17 protein-coding genes and 1 riboswitch are annotated in these 16818 nt (G+C 61.5%); of the genes, 8 read left to right on the top strand and 9 right to left on the bottom strand.

Translation table 11 applies throughout. From position 1 onward, the window contains the following. The first annotated feature begins 36 nt into the window (after positions 1–36). On the top strand, positions 37–375 hold the full coding sequence (locus ACTG2B_RS19680) for a tRNA-binding protein (RefSeq protein WP_201930830.1): 339 nt from the start codon (positions 37–39) through the stop codon (positions 373–375). 71 nt (positions 376–446) lie between these two features. Here the strand turns inward: ACTG2B_RS19680 and ACTG2B_RS19675 are convergent, their stop codons facing one another. From ACTG2B_RS19675 to nudE, 3 genes are all read right to left on the bottom strand, one after another. Next, positions 447–1718, bottom strand: a complete 1272-nt coding sequence (locus ACTG2B_RS19675; protein WP_439996711.1) for an aromatic amino acid transport family protein — start codon at positions 1716–1718, stop codon at positions 447–449. 437 nt (positions 1719–2155) lie between these two features. Beyond that, a complete protein-coding gene (gene cysQ / locus ACTG2B_RS19670) occupies positions 2156–2968 on the bottom strand; it encodes a 3'(2'),5'-bisphosphate nucleotidase CysQ (RefSeq protein WP_213391854.1) in 813 nt (270 codons plus the stop codon). 37 nt (positions 2969–3005) lie between these two features. Beyond that, the gene (gene nudE, locus ACTG2B_RS19665) at positions 3006–3614 is read right to left on the bottom strand and encodes an ADP compounds hydrolase NudE (RefSeq protein WP_439996710.1); all 609 of its coding nucleotides are present in this window, start codon (positions 3612–3614) and stop codon (positions 3006–3008) included. Between the two features lie 143 nt (positions 3615–3757). Here nudE and yrfG point away from each other — a divergent pair, with 143 nt between their 5' ends. Next, entirely contained in the window at positions 3758–4438 is a 681-nt protein-coding gene (yrfG, locus tag ACTG2B_RS19660; protein WP_439996709.1) for a GMP/IMP nucleotidase, read from the top strand. Positions 4439–4505: 67 nt separating this feature from the next. On the opposite strand, the gene ACTG2B_RS19655 is transcribed toward yrfG, so the two are convergent. The 4 genes from ACTG2B_RS19655 to ACTG2B_RS19640 form a co-directional block, all read right to left on the bottom strand. Beyond that, positions 4506–4718 (bottom strand): hypothetical protein, encoded by a 213-nt coding sequence (locus tag ACTG2B_RS19655; protein WP_041209029.1) that lies wholly within the window; start codon positions 4716–4718, stop codon positions 4506–4508. A 114-nt stretch (positions 4719–4832) separates the two neighbouring features. Next, a complete protein-coding gene (locus ACTG2B_RS19650) occupies positions 4833–5171 on the bottom strand; it encodes a DUF1294 domain-containing protein (RefSeq protein WP_043850033.1) in 339 nt (112 codons plus the stop codon). Continuing rightward, positions 5168–5758: a sugar O-acetyltransferase gene (locus ACTG2B_RS19645; protein ID WP_263085347.1), complete on the bottom strand. Its 591-nt coding sequence runs from the start codon at positions 5756–5758 to the stop codon at positions 5168–5170. Before ACTG2B_RS19645 ends, ACTG2B_RS19650 begins: the two co-directional genes overlap by 4 nt. Positions 5759–5844: 86 nt before the next feature. Then, on the bottom strand, positions 5845–7107 hold the full coding sequence (locus tag ACTG2B_RS19640; protein ID WP_439996708.1) for an MgtC/SapB family protein: 1263 nt from the start codon (positions 7105–7107) through the stop codon (positions 5845–5847). A gap of 229 nt (positions 7108–7336) precedes the next feature. Here ACTG2B_RS19640 and ACTG2B_RS19635 point away from each other — a divergent pair, with 229 nt between their 5' ends. The 6 genes from ACTG2B_RS19635 to cbl all read left to right on the top strand — a co-directional run bounded on the left by ACTG2B_RS19635 (position 7337) and on the right by cbl (position 13117). After that, a complete protein-coding gene (locus tag ACTG2B_RS19635; protein WP_439996962.1) occupies positions 7337–8326 on the top strand; it encodes a sulfate ABC transporter substrate-binding protein in 990 nt (329 codons plus the stop codon). Positions 8327–8382: 56 nt separating this feature from the next. Further along, positions 8383–8958, top strand: a complete 576-nt coding sequence (locus ACTG2B_RS19630) for an RBBP9/YdeN family alpha/beta hydrolase (RefSeq protein ID WP_236320102.1) — start codon at positions 8383–8385, stop codon at positions 8956–8958. 271 nt (positions 8959–9229) lie between these two features. Beyond that, positions 9230–10069, top strand: coding sequence for a sulfate ABC transporter permease subunit CysT (gene cysT / locus ACTG2B_RS19625; RefSeq protein WP_040067348.1), 840 nt, complete (start codon positions 9230–9232; stop codon positions 10067–10069). Further along, positions 10066–10956, top strand: coding sequence for a sulfate ABC transporter permease subunit CysW (gene cysW, locus ACTG2B_RS19620; RefSeq protein WP_005343065.1), 891 nt, complete (start codon positions 10066–10068; stop codon positions 10954–10956). Before cysT ends, cysW begins: the two co-directional genes overlap by 4 nt. 22 nt (positions 10957–10978) lie before the next feature. Next, entirely contained in the window at positions 10979–12046 is a 1068-nt protein-coding gene (locus ACTG2B_RS19615; protein WP_058058577.1) for a sulfate/molybdate ABC transporter ATP-binding protein, read from the top strand. A gap of 123 nt (positions 12047–12169) precedes the next feature. Beyond that, on the top strand, positions 12170–13117 hold the full coding sequence (gene cbl, locus ACTG2B_RS19610) for an HTH-type transcriptional regulator Cbl (RefSeq protein ID WP_194495245.1): 948 nt from the start codon (positions 12170–12172) through the stop codon (positions 13115–13117). Positions 13118–13175: 58 nt separating this feature from the next. On the opposite strand, the gene gbpA is transcribed toward cbl, so the two are convergent. Both gbpA and ACTG2B_RS19600 read right to left on the bottom strand, forming a co-directional pair. After that, positions 13176–14597: an N-acetylglucosamine-binding protein GbpA gene (gene gbpA, locus ACTG2B_RS19605; protein WP_439996707.1), complete on the bottom strand. Its 1422-nt coding sequence runs from the start codon at positions 14595–14597 to the stop codon at positions 13176–13178. 65 nt (positions 14598–14662) lie between these two features. Then, positions 14663–14748, bottom strand: a riboswitch (cyclic di-GMP riboswitch). A gap of 265 nt (positions 14749–15013) precedes the next feature. Continuing rightward, positions 15014–16702, bottom strand: a complete 1689-nt coding sequence (locus ACTG2B_RS19600) for a methyl-accepting chemotaxis protein (protein WP_439996706.1) — start codon at positions 16700–16702, stop codon at positions 15014–15016. Between the last annotated feature and the right edge of the window lie 116 nt (positions 16703–16818).

Genomic DNA, 16818 nt, shown 5'->3' with positions numbered 1-16818 from the left:
TGGGTCATGCAAGGTGCACGATAAACAGGAGCAGAAATGGAGACGATTAGCTGGCAGGATTTCGAGATGGTGGAGCTCCGGGTGGGCACCCTGGTGCGGGTCGAGCCGTTCCCCGAGGCGCGTAAACCGGCCTACAAGGTGTGGGCGGATTTTGGCCCTGAACTGGGGGTTCGCAAGAGCAGTGCCCAGATCACCGCTCTCTACCAGCCAGAGCAGCTGGTGGGCCGCCAGATCATCGCCGTAGTCAACTTCCCGACCAAGCAGATCGGCCCGTTTCAGTCTGAATTTCTGCTGACCGGTTTCTATCGGCCGGATGGCGCTGTAGTGATGGCTATCCCCGAGCAGGCGGTGGAGAACGGCGCCAGGCTGGGCTGAGCGCACACCCGAACAAAGAGAAGAGAGGCGACCCCGGGGTCGCCTCTCTTTTTGTTATCTGCTGCGAGTCGTTACTTCAACAGGCTGAAGATCAGCGCCGATACCGCCAGCGACCCGGTCAGCAGGATAAAGCCGTTGGTCCAGCCGTGACGGAAGCGGGCCAGCGCCTCTACCTTGTAGATGGCAATCACCGGCATGATGAACAGGATCATGGCGATGACCGGGCCGGAGAGGGTCTCCATCAGTCCCAGAATGCCCGGGTTGATGACGGCGGCACCCCAGATGGCGAAGAACATCAGGGCGATACCCAGCTTGTCCGCCTTGGCCAACGGCAGACCGGTGGGCTTGGCGATCAGGCTTTTCAGGCTTTCGCGGGCACCGAGGAAGTGGCCGAGGAAGGAGGAGCTGATGGCGATAAAGGCGATGAGCGGCCCCAGAGTCACGATCACCGGGTTGTCGGTGATGTTGGCGAGATAGGAGAGCACAGAGACGTTCTGGGCCTTGGCTTCAGCCAGCTGGGCTGGCGAGAGGCTCAGCACGCAGGAGAAGACGAAGAAGAGCACGAAGCCCACCAGCATTACTGTGGTGTTGCGCAGGATCAGGCCGCTCTTGGCTTCTGCCTGCTCGCCATATTCACGGCGCTGCACGTTGGCAAAGCCGGAGATGGCGGCGGCGTGGCTGAAGGCGAACACGGTCACCGGCAGCGCCAGCCAGACAGTGTTGAGGAAGCTGACTCCTTCAAACGCGGTCACTTCCGGCCATTGCCACTGGGTAATGAGGTAGCAGGAGAGGGCCGCCAGAATGGCCGCCAGCGGATAGACCATAAAGGCGAAGGCGCGCAGCATCGCTTTCTCACCCGCCAGCATCACGGCGATCATGGCGAACACCAGCACGCCGGAGAGCATCACCCGATCCGGGGTCGCCATGCCGAGCTGGTTGACCATGAAGCTCTCTACCGTATTGGTCAGCCCGACCCCGTAGATGAGCAGGATCGGGAAGATGGAGAGGAAATAGAGCGCCGAGATAAGGCGGCCGGCCATTTTGCCGAAGTGCTCCTCCGCAACTTCGGTGAAGTCGGCGTGGGGGCGTGACGAGGAAAGCACGAAGCGCGCCAGCCCGCGGTGGGCGAGGAAGGTCATGGGACCCGCCAGTACCGCGACGATGACGAGGGGCCAGATCCCGCCCAGACCCAGATTGATGGGCAGGAACAGGATGCCTGCGCCAACGGCGGTGCCAAACAGGCTGATGACCCAGTGGGTGTCGTGACGGCGCCAGCGAGTGGTGCTGGCCGTGGTGGAGCAGGAACCGGATAGCTCCTTGGTAGCCTCTACAGATAAACTCATTACTAATTCACTTTTTGTCAGTGTTTTAATCTGAGTTTATTGTGGTTTATCGGGATTTAATTCTCAAAAAGCGAGACTGAAACATATCACTGCCATTGCGGGGTTTAGCCAGCGAGATTGGGAATGGAATCTGGGTCACAGAATGCAACAAAACTGATAATGATGATTTTTGTGAAATATAAAACCAAAATTTGATCTTCACTCGTTTTTTTATTTTGGCTAATCAGGCGTTTTCAGAATTACGTGAAAAATCGCACCATTTCTCGCCGACCGATTGTGATGTTTCACTATCATTTTGCCGCTTTGCCAGCGTATCACGCTGTTCAAGAGTGCCTTGACCAGCGGATCACGCCGGCCATCACTCGGGGAAACTTCCCTGAAAAAGCAGGCGGCCATCGGGCCGCCTGCTTGTCTGGTGTGATGACATCGCTATCCGCCTAGTGGGCCAGAATGCTACCCCAGGCGAGATCCGGATCCCCCATCACGATAAAGTCCGGGTTCTCCAGCGACTCGGTTTCGTTGTAACTGAGCGGCTGCAACGCCAGGCTGAGGATGCGGCCACCGGCTGCTTCGACGATGCACTGGGCGGCGGCGGTATCCCACTCGCCGGTGGGGCCGAGCCGCACGTAGCAATCGGCCGCACCTTCCGCCACCAGACAGGATTTGAGGGAGCTGGAACCGAGCGGGATCAGCTCGTAGTTGATGGCCGGGTTGAGGCGGCGGGTGAGGTTCTCCAGCTTCTGGCGGCGGCTGATGGCTACCACCAGCGAGTCGGGCTGGTCATGCTCGTGGTGCATGGCACTGATGGGCAGTACCTCGCCATTCACCTCCTTGAAGGCGCCGTAGCCGCGTACCGCCCAGTAGAGTACGTTGGACTCGGGGGCGTAGATGACCCCGAGCACCGGCACATTGTCCCGCACCAGGGCGATCAGGGTGGCGAAATCGCCGCTACCGGCGATAAATTCGCCGGTGCCATCGAGGGGATCCACCAGCCAGTACTGGCGCCAGTTGGCGCGCTGACTGAAGGGGATGTCGGCCGCCTCTTCGGTCAGCACCGGCACATGGGGGGTGAGCGCCGAGAGCGCCTGTTTGAGGTAGGCATCGGCAGCAAGATCGGCACTGGTGACCGGGGTCGCATCCTCCTTCAGCTGACGCTCGAACTGACCGCCGTGATAGATGTCGTGAAGGATCCTTCCGGCTTCGCGGGCAATCTCCTTGACCCCCGGCACCCAGGCCAACAACTCCTGCATCTCGTTATCCTCTGTCTGTTAACTGCCCGTCTGCGGGCTACTCTGCCTGCTCCGCGAGCCACTTTTGGGCCAGGAGCAGGGCACTGATGCTGCGCGACTCGGTGAAGTCGGGTCGCGCCAGCAATTCGTCGATCCGGTTGAGTGGCCAGGGGATCACCTCCAGCGGTTCGGGTTCATCGCCGATCCGCTGTTCGGGGAAGAGATCCCGCGCCAGTAAAATGTCCATCCGGCTGGAGAAGTAACCGGGGGCCAGCGACACCTGTTTGAGCAGGGTCAGGCTGTTGGCGCCAAACCCCGCCTCCTCCATCAGCTCCCGGTTGCCCGCCTCGAAGGCATCTTCGCCCGGGTCGATCAGCCCCTTGGGAAAGCCCAGCTCGTAGGAGTGGGTGCCGGCGGCATATTCGCGCACCAGCAGCAGGGTGTGGGCATCGAACAGCGGCACCACCATGACGGCGCCCCGGTTGCCGCCGCGCATCCGCTCGTAGACCCGCTCTTCGCCGTTGGAGAATTTGAGGTGGAGGGACTCCACTCTGAACAGCCGACTCTCGGCCACAATATCGGCCTTGAGGATCTCCGGTTTGCTTTTCTCCTGCTCCAGCTGGTCGATCGAAATCTGTTCGGGGGGGCTTTTGTGGTGCTCACTCATCAGGGGTGACGGCTCGTTAAAAAATCGTGCTTCAAGAGTAAACGACTCCCACACCGAACACCACGGGGCAGGGAGGGGAAAGGGGGAGGAAAAATCCGTTATACTGCCGCCCCGTTTTCCGAGATCCGCGATCAAGAGGCCCGATGCCACACTCCCGCTCCACCACCTTGCCATGGCACCAGATAGATACCGTCTTGCTCGATATGGATGGCACCCTGATCGATCTGCATTTTGACAACCACCTCTGGCAGCAGCTGGTGCCGGAGCGTTACGCCGAGCGGCTCGGTCTGCCGCTGGATGAAGCCAACGCGCAGATCGATGTCCACTATCACGCCGTCAACGGCACCCTCAACTGGTACTGCGTGGATTACTGGAGCGAGACCCTGGGGCTCGACATCCGTGCCCTCAAGCAGGAGCTGCTGGCGAAGATCCAGTGGCGTCCCCACGCCATCCCCTTTCTGGCCGCGCTGCGCGCCGCGGGCAAGCAGCTGGTGCTTTTCACCAATGCCCACCCTGCCAGTCTGTCGGTGAAGGATGCGCAGCTGGGGCTCCGCGACCATCTGGATCTGATGGTGAGTACCCACGAGCTGGGCTGGTCGAAGGAGAGCCAACACTGCTGGCAGGCACTGGCCGAGCGGCTGGCGTTCGATCCTGCCCGCACCCTGTTTGTGGATGATAGCGAGCGGATCCTGCGGGCTGCCGCCGACTATGGCATCGGCTATCAGCTGGCGATCCAGAATCCGGATAGCTGCAAGCCGGAGCAGAGCATTACCGCTTTTCCGACGATTCGCGACTATGCCGAGTTGCTGCCGCTGGCAATCTGAATCAGTTCAAACAAGAGAGGGCTGCATCATGCAGCCCTCTCTGTATCTGAAACCTGGCGGTGAAACATCACAGCTCCCGGAACGGGCGCCGTTTCTCCTCTTCGATGACGATCGCCTCCAGATTGGCGATCCGCTCCTGCAACTCTCTGATGATCATATCTTGCCTGCCGAGGCGGTCGGTGATGCGGGCATCCCCCATCTGATAGCGGGCCCGCTTGCCGAGATATCCGAACAATACGCTGATAAATACGATCAGGACTATGCCTGTCCACATGGTCATGTCACGACTCCTTGTCGTCTATAGACGGCGAAAACGCTGATGAGATCTGCTCTGTTTTCTCACAGCCGCCGGGCGGCCGCAATGGGGCCCATTGTCCCTTTGTGACGCAGACAGCTATTGCTGCCAGAGGGGCCGCCCGACCCAGAGCGCCCATAGGGTGAGGTGCAGCAGCACGATAAACCAGAAGACTAGCCGGTAGCTGCGCTTCTGGGTCTTGTGACGTAGCCACTGGCGGGCCACCAGTGCCCCCGGCCAGCCGCCGCACAGCTCCAGCAGGTGCAGGCGGGATTCGGGAATGCGCCACTCGCCCCGCACCGCCTGCCGCTTGTCCCAGGCGTATGCCGCCAGCGTCAGCAGACTCATGGTCAGCAGTGCGGCCAGTGGCCACCACTGCTGGCTGTCGAGGCCGAGCCAGAGGGTCCAGCCCAGTGGCAGCAGCGCCAGCGCCATCATTGGGCCAGCTCCCAGCAGCGCTCCTCATCCTGCTTGAGAGTGCGGATCACCCTGGCCGGATTGCCCACCGCCACCGAGTCGGCCGGGATGTCGCGGGTGACCACGGCACCGGCGCCAATGATGGAGCGCGGCCCTATGGTGACGCCGGGGCAGATGATGGCGCCGCCGCCAATCCAGCAGTCATCGCCGATCCGCACCGGCTTGTTGTAGGCAGTCCAGTTGCGTCGTTCCAGATAGTTCATGGTGTGGGTGGCGGTGTAGATCTGCACGTTGGGGGCCAGCAGCACATGGCTGCCGATGTGTACCTCGCCCACGTCGAGAATGGTGACGTTGAAGTTGAAGAAGGTCTTCTCGCCGATATGAATGTTGCGACCAAACTCGCAGGTGAACGGCGTGCTGATCCAGCAGGAGTCGGGGCAGTGGCCGAACAGCTCGCGGCAGATCTGCTGGCGCAGAGGGCCATCGCCCGCCGGTGAACCATTGAGCTGGGCCAGCAGCGCCTGACCGCGGATCCGGTCGTTGGCTATCTCCTCGCTCTGGCCATCCAGCGCCCCGCCTGCCAGTACCTTGTCCCAGTCGCTCGCCATTGCTACCTCCTCATGCTGCAAGAGGGGGCAGTATACGTGACAAGCGCGAGAGGCGTCAGTCTGTCACTTCTGGCAGGTGATCCCCGTTATCCTGCCGGCCAGACGAGGGGCAGGATCAACAGGGCGGAGACGAAGTAGGGGAGCAGCACCCGCAGCCCCAGACTGCGACCGCCGATGCCGAGGGCCAGCAACCCCTTCACCAGCGAGTTGATCAAACCGGCGAGCAGGATGCCGCGGGCCGCCACCTCCAGCGCCAGCTCTTTATGGGAGAGTTGGGAGAGCGACAGCGTGATGGCGTCCACGTCGGTGATCCCCGACACCAGCGACAGCAGATAGACCCCGGAGTTGCCTACCTTGTCTTGCAGCAAAGTTGCCATAAAGCCGATCAGCGCCAGCAGCAGGCCGAACTTGATAGCGGTGGCAAGATCGAGCGGGTTGCTGGTTTCCGGTTGCACCGGGCCGTCGGTCAGCTCCTCGCGCTGACGCCAGAACCAGAAGGCAAAGCCGTAGACTGTGGTGGCCAGCAGCAACAGGGGGGCGATGAGGCGCATCGCCAGCTCGCTGTGAATGAGCAGCACCAGCACCAGCAGCCGCAGCCACATGGTGGCCCCCGCCAGCAGGATGCCGGTGGCCAGCAGCCGTTCCAGCCCCCCCTGCTCCTTGTTGAGACGGGCGAACTGCAGGGTAAGGGCGGTGGAGGAGGCCAATCCCGCCAGTATGCTGGTGAGCACCAGCCCGGCGCGGGTGCCGAGCAGCCGCACCGCGAAGTGGCCACAAAACGAGATGCCGGCGATCACCACCACCATCAGCCAGATCTTGAAGGGGTTAAAGGCATCGAGGGGGCCCATCTCCTCGTTGGGCAGCACCGGCAGCAGCACCAGCGAGATGAGCAGAAAACGCAGGGTGGCGTGGAATTCGGTTTCGCTCAGAAACAGCATCCCCTGCTGGATCTTGCCCTTGAGCCCCATCAGCAGGGCCGCCAGCACGGCGCAGGCGACCGCCTCGCTCGGGCTCAGCAGTACCGACATCAGCCCCAGCAGATAGGTGAGCAGCATAGCCACCGAGCTGGTGAGGCCGAACTCTCCCTGCCAGCGCTGGGCCAGCCAGACCGAGAGGCCGCAGCCGGTCACCACCGCCAGCAGGCCGAGCAGCGGCAGCCAGGGGCCAAGAGTCGGTAGCAGCAAACCGCACACCCCGCCGAGCAGGCCGATGAGGCCGTAGGTCCGCATTCCGGCGATGCGCTGGTTGTCCCCCAGCTGGCGCACCTGCCAGCCCCGCTCCAGTCCGATGATAAGGCCGATGGCCAGCGAGACCAGGGCTCCGTTGACGGGTTCGGCATTGATCCACATGGCGGCTTCCTTTTCGCGTTGTTGCTGCCTGATCCCATGATGGCACAGGGCGTAAGGAGGCAGAGGGGCATGGCTCACAGAGTCTGCGTCCGGCTCCCGGTGCGCGGGTGGCTGAGCTGATATGAGCAAAAGAGATAAGCAAAGAGTTATTTCTTTCTTCTGGGCATAACAACTCCACGGCATGCTGTTCTCAACCCAACAAGATATGGAGTATCACCATGAAATGCGAATGACCGCCCTGACCCTGCTCTCTCTGTTGGCATTGGGCCAGGCCAATGCCGCCGAGATCCGCCTGCTCAACGTCTCTTACGATCCGACCCGCGAGCTGTTTCAGGAGTACAACGCCGCCTTTGCCAAGGAGTGGAAGGCCAAAACCGGCGACGACGTGGTGGTGAGCCAGTCTCACGGTGGCTCCGGCAAGCAGGCCCGCGCTGTGGTGGATGGACTGGAGGCCGACGTGGTATCGCTGGCGCTCGCCTACGATGTCAACGCCATCGCCAAGGCGGGGCTGACCGCTGCCGACTGGCAGAGTCGCCTCGGCAACAACGCCTCGCCCTATACCTCCACCATTGTCTTCCTGGTGCGCAAGGGCAATCCCAAGCAGATCAAGGATTGGGATGATCTGGTGCGCAAGGATGTCGCCATCGTGACTCCCAACCCCAAGACCTCTGGTGGGGCACGCTGGAACTATCTGGCCGCCTGGGGCTATGCCCTGAAGAAGAGCGGCAGTGAAGAGGGGGCCAAGCAGTTTGTTGGCGATCTATTCAAGAACGTGAAGGTGCTGGACTCAGGCGCCCGCGGTGCCACCACAAGCTTTACCGAGCGCGGTCTTGGTGACGTGCTGCTGGCGTGGGAGAACGAAGCCCTGCTGGTGCTTGGTCAGGCGGGTGCCAGCGACAAGTTCGAGTTGGTGGTGCCTTCGGTCTCCATTCTGGCGGAGCCGCCGGTCGCGGTGGTGGACAAGGTGGCCAGGAAGCACGGTACCGACGCGGTGGCCAAGGCCTATCTCGATTATCTCTACTCTGACGAGGGGCAGCATATCGTCGCCAAACATCACTATCGCCCCAGCAACCCGGCGATCCTGAAGGAGACGGCAGCCCAGTTCCCACAGCTTGCCTTCTTTACCGTCAAGGATCTGGAAGGGGATTGGGAGAAAGCCCAGAAGAAACACTTCGCCCAGGGCGGTCTGTTTGACCAGATCTATCAGCCGGGTCGTTGATAGCTTCGTTATCCATCACTGAACTGGCCCCTGTGCCAGCCGATAGGAGCACCAAGATGAACAAGATCCTCCTGGTTCCCGGTCTGCACAACAGTGGGCCGGATCACTGGCAGAGCCGCTGGCACGATCATTTTCCCCAATGGCAGCGGATGACCGGGCTACCGTGGGACAAGCCGGACCTCAGGGTCTGGAGTGCCAAGCTGGCGAGCAAGCTGAAACGTCGCCGCAGCCGGGTCCATCTGGTGGCTCACTCCTTCGGCGCCCTGACCGCCATCGCGGCGGCCCGCTTGCAGCCGGAGAAGGTGGCCTCGATCTTTCTGGTGGCGCCCGCCGATCCGGCCCGTTTTGGCATTGCGGATGAGGCCTTGGCCGGGCCGCTGCAGGTATCGGCCCAGCTGGTGGCCAGCCGCAATGATCCCTGGATGAGCTTTGAACGGGCTGAGTACTGGAGCCGCCTGTGGCAGGTACCGCTGTTCGATGCCGGTGAGGCGGGCCATATCAATGCCCAGTCCGGTCATGGGGATTGGCATCAAGGGCTGCATTTGCTGGGGGCTCTCTATCGCCGTGGTGAGCTGGTGGTGGCACCGGTCAAGATCGCATCGCCCCGGCCGGTCGTATTGGGCTTTCGCTAGGTATCTGTGAAGTGGTTGGAGGGTTGGCGAGCGCGCTGTTCGCTGGCTACTCCATGCCCCCGTTCTTTGAATGCTCCGCTCCGTATTGCTCCATTTCTTAGGTCTTTTATTTATATAAAAGACCTTTTTTTATTTGGAGTGCGCCAAGAGCCTTGTGACTCTGCGGTTAGACAAAAAAGTGATTAGCAAAGTCGCAATTGATGTTTGTTGCCGATGAGGGGAGTGCGCAGAATCACCATATCGAAAATTCTTCATAACAGATGGATGTGTTATGCGATTTGGTTCTTATTCTGTCCTGCCCGGTTTTGGCCCCACCCTGGGGTTCAGCCTGCTCTATCTGGGCCTGCTGGTGCTGTTGCCGCTCTCGGCCCTGGTGCTGTTTGCGATCAACAACCTGACCGCCGCCGAGTTCTGGCAGGTGATCGGTTCACCCCGGGTGCTCGCCTCCTTTCGCCTGAGCTTCGGTGCGGCCTTTGTCGCGGCGCTGCTCAACAGCCTGTTTGGCCTGATCCTGGCCTGGATCCTGGTGCGTTACACCTTCCCCGGTCGTCGTCTGGTGGATGCGCTGATCGACCTGCCATTTGCCATGCCGACCGCCGTGTCCGGCATCGCCCTGTGCGCCATCTTCGCCCCCAACGGCTGGATCGGCCAGTTGCTGGCGCCGCTCGGCATTCAGCTCGCCTACAACCCTATCGGGGTGGTCATCGCACTCACCTTTATCGGATTGCCGTTTGTGGTGCGTACCCTGCAGCCGGTGCTGCGGGAGGCTGAAACCGAGCAAGAGGAGGCGGCCGCCAGCCTCGGCGCCGATCGCTGGCAGACCTTTCTGCGGGTGCTCTGGCCGACCCTGGTGCCTGCCCTGCTCACCGGTTTTGCGCTGGCGTTTGCCCGTGGGGTGGGGGAGTACGGCTCCGTCATCTTCATCGCCGGCAACCTGCCGATGGTCTCGGAAATCGCGCCGCTGATGATCATGAGCCACCTGGAAGAGTATGACTACGCAGGTGCCTCCGCCATCGCCGTGGTGATGCTGCTGATTTCGTTCATTTTGTTACTGCTAATCAACAAGTTGCAGGCCTGGAGCTGGTCTCGCATCGGAGGGAGCCGGATATGAGTTCATCTGCTATCGCCATTGAGGCGGCCTCTGTGGAGGCGACCCCCGCTCGCAAGGCACCGGTCGTGATCCGTGAACCCCAGTGGGTCAAGTGGCTGCTCATCACGGTCGGTTTGGGCTGGTTTGCCGCCCTGTTGCTGCTGCCGTTGGCCACCGTCTTTATTCAGGCGCTGACGCCGGGGCTCGCCTTCTTCTGGCACGCCATCAGCGAGCCGGATGCCTTGAGCGCCCTCGGTCTCACCGCGTTGGTGACCCTCTGTGCGGTTCCACTCAATCTGCTGTTCGGGATTGCGGCGGCCTGGGCTATCGCCCGTTTCCGCTTCCCCGGTCGGCAGCTGCTCATCACCATCATCGATCTGCCCTTCTCGGTGTCGCCGGTGATCGCCGGTCTGATGCTGGTGTTGATGTTCGGCAGCCGCGGCTGGTTTGGTGACTGGCTGAGCGAGCACGACATCAAGATCATCTTCGCCACCCCGGGGATCATCCTGGCCACCACCTTCATTACCGTGCCCTTCGTGGTGCGCGAGCTGCTGCCCCAGATGGAGGCGCGCGGCCCGGAAGAGGAAGAGGCGGCCATCATGCTGGGGGCGAGCGGTCTGCAGATGTTCTGGCGCGTCACCCTGCCCGGCATTCGCTGGAGCCTGATGTATGGCCTGCTGCTCTGTACCGCCCGCGCGGTCGGGGAGTTTGGCGCGGTGTCGGTGGTTTCCGGTCATATTCGCGGCCAAACCAATACCCTGCCGCTGCATATCGAGATCCTCTACAACGAGTACCAGACCGGCGCCGCCTTTGCGGTGGCAAGCCTCTTGGCTCTGTTCGGGATCTTTACCCTGCTGGGTGAAACCCTGTTGGCCCGGCTGCGTGCCCAGCCCACCAAATCTCACTGATCACCGTTTTAAAGAGGCAGCCATGAGCATTCAGGTTCAACAACTCAACAAGCATTTCAATCAGTACGCGGCGCTGGCAGACATCAACCTCGACTTTCACGACGGTGAGCTGGTGGCGCTGCTCGGCCCCTCCGGTTGCGGCAAGACCACTCTGCTGCGGATCATCGCCGGGCTGGAGCAGGCCGACAGTGGCAGCGTCATCATCCGTGGCGAGGACGCCTCGGATCTCCATGTGCGCGAGCGCAACGTCGGCTTCGTGTTCCAGCACTATGCCCTGTTTCGCCATATGACAGTCTTCGAGAACGTGGCGTTTGGCCTGCGGGTCAAACCGCGCAGCGAGCGCCCGGCCGAGGCGGCCATTCGCGCCCGGGTCAAGGAGCTGCTGGATCTGGTGCAACTCAGCCACGTGGCCGAGCGCTATCCGACCCAGCTCTCCGGCGGTCAGCGTCAGCGGGTTGCGTTGGCCCGCGCGCTGGCGGTGCAGCCCAAGGTGTTGCTCTTGGACGAGCCCTTCGGCGCCCTCGATGCGCAGGTGCGCAAGGAGCTGCGCCGCTGGCTGCGCGAGTTGCACGACGAGCTGCACGTCACCAGCCTGTTCGTCACCCACGATCAGGAGGAGGCGCTGGAGGTAGCAGATCGGGTGGTGCTGATGAACGCCGGACGGGTCGAGCAGATTGGCACCCCGGCCGAGGTCTATGACCAGCCCGCCAGCTCCTTCGTCCACAGCTTCCTTGGCAGCGTGAACCAGTTCCGCGGTCGGGTGGCGGAGCAGGGATTCGGTGTCGGCGAGCAGCTGCTCGGCGGGCCGTCGGCTTCTCATCTGGCCCACGGCAGTGCCGCCATCGCCTATGTTCGTCCCCATGAACTGGAGATTCTGCCAGCCGATGCGCCGGGCGGGATCCGTGCCACCATCACCCGTCTGCTGCCCATGGGGCCACGCATTCGGGTGGAGCTGCGTGGCGATGGCGAAACCAAAGGGGCCCACTATGAGGCGGAGCTGAGCAAGGAGGCGGCCAAGCAGTTTGCCCCGGGACAGGGGGTGCGGCTGGTGGCCAGACAGGCGCAGTTCTATCCCGATTACCAGATTTGATGTTGTGTTGCGGGTGGCATGGCTACCCGGGTTCAGGCGCTCTGCCGGGGCATGATCCGGCCAAATAACAAAAATGAGGGGGTGACCAGCTTGTGTCACCCACTCTTCGCAGGAGGCGACAAGGTGAATTTTCAGCAGTTACGCATTATCCGGGAGGCGGCGCGGCGGGATTACAACCTGACCGAGGTGGCCAACGCCCTTTTTACCTCGCAATCCGGGGTGAGTCGCCATATCCGCGAGCTGGAAGAGGAGCTGGGGATCGAGTTGTTCATCCGCTACGGCAAGCGGCTGCTCGGTATGACCGAGCCTGGCAAGGAACTGCTGGTGATTGCCGAGCGCATTCTCAATGACGCCAACAACATCCGCAAACTGGCCAGTACCTTTGCCAACCGCGACTCGGGCCGTTTGCTGGTGGCGACCACCCATACCCAGGCGCGCTATGCCCTGCCGCGGGTGGTGAAGGCGTTTCGCGAGCAGTTCCCGCTGGTGCAGCTGGAGTTGCGTCAGGGCAGCCCGGAGGAGATAGTGCGGCTGGTGCAGACCGGCGAGGTGGATATCGGCATCAGCAGCGAGCAGCTCGACAAGAGCGAAGGGGTGGTGGCATTCCCCTACTACCGTTGGCACCACAACATCGTGGTGCCCGGGCAACATCCGCTGACAGGCGAGCGGGATCTGACGCTGGCGGCGCTGGCCAACTGGCCCATCGTCACCTATCAAGCCGGGTTGACCGGGCGGGTGCGGGTGGATGAGGCGTTTGCTGCGGCTGGCATCGAGCCGCAGATCCTGCTGACGGCGCAGGACTCCGATGTCATCAAGACCTATGTCGAGCTGGAGATGGGGGTCGGCATACTGGCCGACATGGCGTTCGACGCACAGCGCGATCAGGGGCTGGTACAGCTTGATGGCAGCCATCTGTTTGCCCCCCATACCGCCTGGATTGGCCTCAAGCAGGGGCAGTTCCAGCACAACTTTGCCTGGCAGTTTATCCAGCTCTGCAACCCCGAACTGGCGCTGGCGGATATTCAGGCCCGCGCCATGGGCAGCGAGCCTGCCATCGACTTCCAGATTTGAATGAGAAGAGATAGCAAAAGGGGAGCAAATGGCCCCCCTTTTGCTATCCGGTGGCGAGTTACTTCACTTCATCCCACGCCATCTGCCAGTGGGAGCCGATGCCCGGCTCGTACTGGGTGGTGGTGGTGGTCCACTGCTGGCAGTAGCCGCTGTAGGGGAAGGGCTTGCACTGATAGACCTTGCCATTTTTCGGCTGCTGCACCTTGGTATCGGCGGCATAGGATTTGAGCGAGTCCGGGAAGACGAAGTCGTATTCGCCGCTGCTCTGCTCCTTGAACATCAGATCCATGGTCTGCTGGATGGTCTCGCCGCCCGCTTTCGGGGTGGCCTTGATCACCAGCTGGTGGTGACCTGCCTTGAGACCTTCCAGCGCCATGGTGAAGGTGTGGCTGCTGTCCTTGATGTCGGCACTGCTTTCCCCCTTGGCGACGCCGCCGTGGTCATAGAGGGTGTTGGTGACGGCCAGATCGCCCTGTGCGGTGACGGTGAAATCGAGGGTTGCCTTGCCGTTGTCCAGCACATAGTCGCTGGCCAGACCGCTGACGCTGATACTGTCCACCACCGGCGGTTGCTGCTGTTGCAGGTCAATCTCGACTCGCTTCAACTCGCTGTTTCGCTTCAGATAAATGGGGTTCATACCGTAGACCGGATTGAACTGGCCATCGGCTCCTTGCTGGCCGGCGCGGATCAGGCTCTGCTCGGCGTTGATCTTGCTGGCGAGGGCATGAGCCCAGTTGTTCTTCTGGCCCTGCTCGGCAGTGGTGATGGTCAGCACGGTCTGCAGATCGGGGCGCTCGCCGTTGGCATCGAATACCCGGGTCATTGCCTTGTCACCTGCCGCGAGGTCGATGGAGGGGTAGATGGTGCCGGCCTGACTCCACTCCAGCGGCGGCTGGCTGCCATCTTTGAACTTGGCGTCGATGATGTTGTAGAAGCTGTTGCTGGTGTCGCCCACTTCCCACACGCCGAGGATCAACTGATAACCGGTGCGCTCCGGCAGGATGCAGTTGTGGGTTACCTGCTTGGGCGGCTGCACCATGTTGCCGTCGATGACGCAGAAGGGGGTCAGATCGAACGAGGCGCGGGTGAGCGGCTGGTTGGGGTTCCAGTCCTGCTTGGTGAGGTAGTAGCGCCAGTTGCGGGTGACGTGGTTTGCGGTGAAGGTCCAGCTGATGGCGAAGGGGCCGGGCTGTACTTCACGCTTGGTCCAGCGGTCGCTGGTCTGGATGTTCAGCTCGCTCCAGCGCGGGCTGCCCGCCGAGGCGATTTGACCATCCTGCGGGCCGCTCTGCGGGAAGCCGGAAGGGCCCTCCACGCTCTGGGGTTCCCACTGCACGCCACCACACTGGCTGTTGCCGCCGGTTTTGCACAGATAGTTGCGGCTCTCTGGCTGGCTGATGTAGCCATGAGCCAGGGCGCTGCCGCTGGCCAGCAGAGCCAGCACCGCTGCGATGTGATTGAGTTGGATTTTTGCTGCCATACATTCCTCTGTTCGACAGATGTGGGCAGTCAGTTGGCCTGGGAATTCCCCGATACACACTTGCGTGTGGCGACCCCGCTATCCTGGACAAAACGTCTGTAGACCGGAGGCTTTGCGTCCCGACCTTTCGGTCAGTTTGCCAAATGACTAGATGATTAGTGATGGGCCAAATGTTCGGCCATCAGCATTGTGCACTGCATTGATTCGTTATTTGAAGTTGAATGTTTAAACGCATCATCCAATGGCGTGCAAATCATTCTAACTGGCTGTTTTTAAATTGTTCTCTTATTTGTGAACGGTGTCGAATGCCGTTGAATATGCCAATAAGATGCATGCTTGCTGCGTGTTTTGCTGCGTAAAAAAACCTGCCAGCTGAGCTGGCAGGTCGGGTGACAAGGCGACACAGATTGACGCCATCAATGGCGGGCGTGCTGCTCGCCGGAGGGGGGAGATTGGGGCGCCATCATCGGCGCCGCGGCGGACTCTTTGCCCAGTTTGAATACCGCAAGCCGCTCATCCAGACTGCGGGAGAGACCGGCCAGCAGCTCGCTCTCCTGCGCCAGTTGCGAGGCGGACTGGGACATCTCCAGCGCCGAGTCGTTGATGCCGCTGACATTGCGGTTCATATCCTCGGCCACCATGCTCTGCTGCTCGGCGGCGGTAGCGATCTGGGTTGCCATGTCGCTTACATGCTGGATGTGGTTGACGATCAGGGTGAGATCCTGCCCCGCCTGTTGGGATTGATTGACGCTGCTCTCTGCCAGTTTGCGGCTGGTGTCCATGGCATTGGCGGCGGTGACGGCCCGTTGCTGTAGTTGGGCAATGGTGCTCTGGATCTCTTCGGTGGATTGGCGAGTCCGGCTGGCCAGCTGGCGCACCTCGTCGGCCACCACGGCAAAGCCGCGGCCCTGCTCGCCAGCCCGTGCTGCCTCGATGGCGGCGTTGAGGGCCAGCAGGTTGGTCTGCTCCGAAATGGCGCTGATGACGGCGGTCACTTCGCTGATCTGCATCACTCCCTCTTTGAGCTGGTTGACCTGCTGGGTGGCCTGCTCCACCTCGGTGGCCAGCGCCTTGATGCCGTGCACGCTGGCATGAACGTCACGGTTGCCGAGGCCCGCTTCACCGGTCGCTTCCTGGGTATCCCGCGCGGTATTTTCGGCATGACCAGCCACATCGGAGATGGTGGCGCTCATCTCGTTCATGGCGGTAGCGAGCTGGGCCAGCTGATCCCGCTGGCTGGTGACTGCCTGATTGGTCTGCTCGGCAGAGGCGGCGATGCGCAGGGCGGCATCCGCCACGTTGCGGGCCCCTTGGCTGGCTTCCAGCAGGGCGTGACGGATGGCATCGAGACTCTGGTTGGTGCAGCGGGCGACCACTCCCAGCTCATCCTTGCCCTGTACCGGGATGCTCACCACCAGATCCCCCTTGGCGACCCGTTGCATGGCGTGGTTGATCTGGCTGAGGGGGGAGACGATGGAGTGGGTGATGCGCCAGCCCAGCAGCCCCATCAGCAGGATCACGATGGCGGTGGCGGTGGCGGTACCCATCTTCATGTACTGGGCCCAGATGGTCTGCTGAATATCTTGCAGCAGCATGCCGGAACCGAGGATCCAGCCCCAGGGCTGATAGCCGGAGACCATGGATAGCTTGTCGGCGGTCTCACCCGACGGGCCGACCCACACATATTGCAGAGTGCCCTGTTTGCCCCCTTTGGCGATATCCACCATCTGATACCAGAACTGCCCGGCGGTGGCGGCACCTCCTTCACCCATCTTCTGGCCGACCAGTTCGGGACGGATGGGGTGAACCACCATGGTGCGGTTCTCGTCGATGACGAATAAATAGTTGTTGCCATCAAAGCGGGTGTTGGTCAGCAGCTTGCGAGCCTCCTGCTGAGCCTGCTCTGCTGGCAGGGTGCTGGCCAGAAACTGGATCTGGCTCATGGCCTGCTCCAATACCGCATTGAGCCGCGCCTCTCGCTCGCTCATCAGATTGCGCTGGAGCGCGTTGGCCGAGATAAGCAGCAGCGAGACAAAACCGACAAACGCCAGTGCGAGCAGCAAGATCAATTTGCGGCTCACGGTAATATCACCGAGCTTGAACATGACTAAACCCTCATTTCCCTGTTGATTTTATGTGGCTCTGTACCGCGGCAGCCAGTTCGTAAGAGTTAACAACTCATTTACTTTCAGTCTCTTGCTGAGCTTTCTCAAATGAGCGT

This window comes from Aeromonas sp. 30P (assembly GCF_051919805.1).
Taxonomy (GTDB): Bacteria; Pseudomonadota; Gammaproteobacteria; order Enterobacterales; family Aeromonadaceae; genus Aeromonas; species Aeromonas veronii.
This window is presented reverse-complemented; position numbering and strand designations above follow the sequence as displayed.

Coding starts and splice junctions, on each gene's coding strand:
- cysT (WP_040067348.1), top strand. CDS start 9,230: ATGCGATTTGGTTCTTATTCTGTCCTGCCCGGTTTTGGCCCCACCCTG.
- ACTG2B_RS19680 (WP_201930830.1), top strand. CDS start 37: ATGGAGACGATTAGCTGGCAGGATTTCGAGATGGTGGAGCTCCGGGTG.
- ACTG2B_RS19655 (WP_041209029.1), bottom strand. CDS start 4,718: ATGACCATGTGGACAGGCATAGTCCTGATCGTATTTATCAGCGTATTG.
- ACTG2B_RS19600 (WP_439996706.1), bottom strand. CDS start 16,702: ATGTTCAAGCTCGGTGATATTACCGTGAGCCGCAAATTGATCTTGCTG.
- gbpA (WP_439996707.1), bottom strand. CDS start 14,597: ATGGCAGCAAAAATCCAACTCAATCACATCGCAGCGGTGCTGGCTCTG.
- ACTG2B_RS19615 (WP_058058577.1), top strand. CDS start 10,979: ATGAGCATTCAGGTTCAACAACTCAACAAGCATTTCAATCAGTACGCG.
- nudE (WP_439996710.1), bottom strand. CDS start 3,614: ATGAGTGAGCACCACAAAAGCCCCCCCGAACAGATTTCGATCGACCAG.
- yrfG (WP_439996709.1), top strand. CDS start 3,758: ATGCCACACTCCCGCTCCACCACCTTGCCATGGCACCAGATAGATACC.
- cysW (WP_005343065.1), top strand. CDS start 10,066: ATGAGTTCATCTGCTATCGCCATTGAGGCGGCCTCTGTGGAGGCGACC.
- ACTG2B_RS19635 (WP_439996962.1), top strand. CDS start 7,337: ATGACCGCCCTGACCCTGCTCTCTCTGTTGGCATTGGGCCAGGCCAAT.
- ACTG2B_RS19650 (WP_043850033.1), bottom strand. CDS start 5,171: ATGATGGCGCTGGCGCTGCTGCCACTGGGCTGGACCCTCTGGCTCGGC.
- ACTG2B_RS19675 (WP_439996711.1), bottom strand. CDS start 1,718: ATGAGTTTATCTGTAGAGGCTACCAAGGAGCTATCCGGTTCCTGCTCC.
- ACTG2B_RS19630 (WP_236320102.1), top strand. CDS start 8,383: ATGAACAAGATCCTCCTGGTTCCCGGTCTGCACAACAGTGGGCCGGAT.
- cysQ (WP_213391854.1), bottom strand. CDS start 2,968: ATGCAGGAGTTGTTGGCCTGGGTGCCGGGGGTCAAGGAGATTGCCCGC.
- ACTG2B_RS19645 (WP_263085347.1), bottom strand. CDS start 5,758: ATGGCGAGCGACTGGGACAAGGTACTGGCAGGCGGGGCGCTGGATGGC.
- ACTG2B_RS19640 (WP_439996708.1), bottom strand. CDS start 7,107: ATGTGGATCAATGCCGAACCCGTCAACGGAGCCCTGGTCTCGCTGGCC.